This window comes from Candidatus Protofrankia californiensis, from assembly GCF_900634765.1.
GTDB classification, from domain to species: Bacteria; Actinomycetota; Actinomycetes; order Frankiales; family Frankiaceae; genus Protofrankia; species Protofrankia californiensis.
Genome location: NZ_CAAAFT010000481.1, coordinates 9,380 through 10,638, shown reverse-complemented (window position 1 = coordinate 10,638; position 1,259 = coordinate 9,380). Strand labels below are relative to the sequence as shown.

Sequence of the window (1,259 nt, the reverse complement as noted above, 5' to 3'; positions counted from 1 at the left end):
GGTGGTCGGGGGGAGCTCCGAAAGGGACGCGGCGATGCCGGCCAGCACCCATTCCAGACCCTCGTCGAACCTTTGCTGTGCCTCACCGTGGTCCGTCAGCAGCGGGAGATCCGGACCGAGGTCGGCGATACGGGGGAAGTCGCCGGTGTCGATGAGGGCGCGGAGGTAACCCTGCATCAACTGCTGCTGCTCGGCGGCGCTCCCCCCCTCCCGCCGCGGCATGACCTGTTCCATGAGCTCGGTGACGATGTGGCCGACCGTGTAGGTGTCGACGGCCCTGAGGATGCAGATCTTGCGGCGCCGGTCGACGTCGAGACCGGCGACGGCGGTGAGGGACTGCTCCATGTGACGCATGGCGTTGGGGCCCAGGCGCGGCCAGGAACCCCTGGCTTTCATGATCCATGGGTGTCGCAGGGCGACAGCGCGCGTTCGCTGGGCGATGGTCCACAGCGCCTCCCGCCAGTCCGCGGGCAACGGGTCTGGGACGATGATGTCGGCGATGGCCTCGTCGGTCATCAGCTCGAAGAGGTCGTCCTTGCGCTGGATGTGCGAGTAGAGGCTCATCGGACGGGTGTTGAGCGCCGCCGCGACCCGCCGGATGGAGACCGCGTCCAGCCCTTCGGTGTCGGCCAGTGTGATCGCTGCGTTGACAATCGACTCTCGGGTGAGCCCCGGCCTCTTCTCCTTGGCCAGACGGGTCCACAACAGGCCGTCCGACGGCCGCCGGACGGCCTGCGAGGAGGCGTCGGGCACCCGGATCGCGGCATGGCGGTCGCAGGGCACAGAACGAGAGTATCGCCGGATCGGATCCGGCGATACCGCGTACGACGGATCGATACGCTGTCACGGTCGATGTACGCCGTACGGGTTTCCGATACGGTGTATCGTCAACCGCGGTCGCGTATCCGTCCGCCTACGTCGTGCCTGGACGTTCCAACATCGGCTGTTCCCGGAGGCTCGTGATGGCAGAAACCCCGACGTCCACCGCATCCGGACGGCCAAAGGAAGCAAAGGAAAAGGAAAAGGAAAAGGACCGGCTCGATCCGGCGCTGATCCGCCTCGCCGGGATCATCCTGGTCGGCGCGGTGGTCGTGCAGCTGGACACCACGATCGTCGCCGTCGCCATCAACACGCTGGGCCGCTCGTTCGGTGTCGGAATCTCGACGATCCAGTGGGTCAGCACCGGGTACATGCTCGCCCTGGCTATGGTGATCCCGCTGACCGGCTGGTCGGTGGAGCGATTCGGCGGCAAGCGGATG

Annotated in this window: 2 protein-coding genes; one reads left to right on the top strand and one right to left on the bottom strand. The window is 66.8% G+C overall.

Annotated elements, in window-relative coordinates; all coding sequences use genetic code 11:
* Window positions 1–783 (bottom strand): TetR/AcrR family transcriptional regulator (locus DD1DGNOD_RS24780; protein WP_131771143.1); only part of this gene is annotated, 783 nt, incomplete at its 3' end.
* A gap of 179 nt (window positions 784–962) precedes the next feature.
* Between DD1DGNOD_RS24780 and DD1DGNOD_RS24775 the strand changes: the two genes are divergently transcribed.
* Window positions 963–1,259, top strand: a 297-nt coding sequence (locus DD1DGNOD_RS24775; protein ID WP_131771146.1) for an MFS transporter, incomplete at its 3' end; no start/stop codon positions are given.